General features: G+C 56.6%; 1 protein-coding gene. It reads right to left on the reverse strand.

Translation table 11 applies throughout. The features are described 5' to 3' along the window. Window positions 1-235: IS5/IS1182 family transposase (locus L972_RS08255; protein ID WP_047437476.1), on the reverse strand; the 235-nt coding region annotated here is incomplete at both ends.

Below are 235 nucleotides of genomic sequence, written 5' to 3' on the forward strand. Positions count from 1 at the left end.
TGATGGCTGGCTTTGCTGTCGTAGGCGCCATCCGCATAAACACGCCCCAGCTTGCGCCGCAGTGGATTGAGTAAGGTCGGCTGCACTTCGGCATCATGGACATTCTCCAATGACACTTCTGCTGCTACGACATCGTGGGTTGCTGGGTCTACCGCCAAATGCAACTTGCGCCAGACTCGGCGCTTTTCGGCGCCGTGTTTTCTGACCTTCCACTCGCCTTCACCAAACACCTTCA

Origin of the sequence: Aeromonas sp. ZOR0001 (assembly GCF_000801015.1) — a bacterium.
Lineage (GTDB): Bacteria > Pseudomonadota > Gammaproteobacteria > Enterobacterales > Aeromonadaceae > Aeromonas > Aeromonas veronii.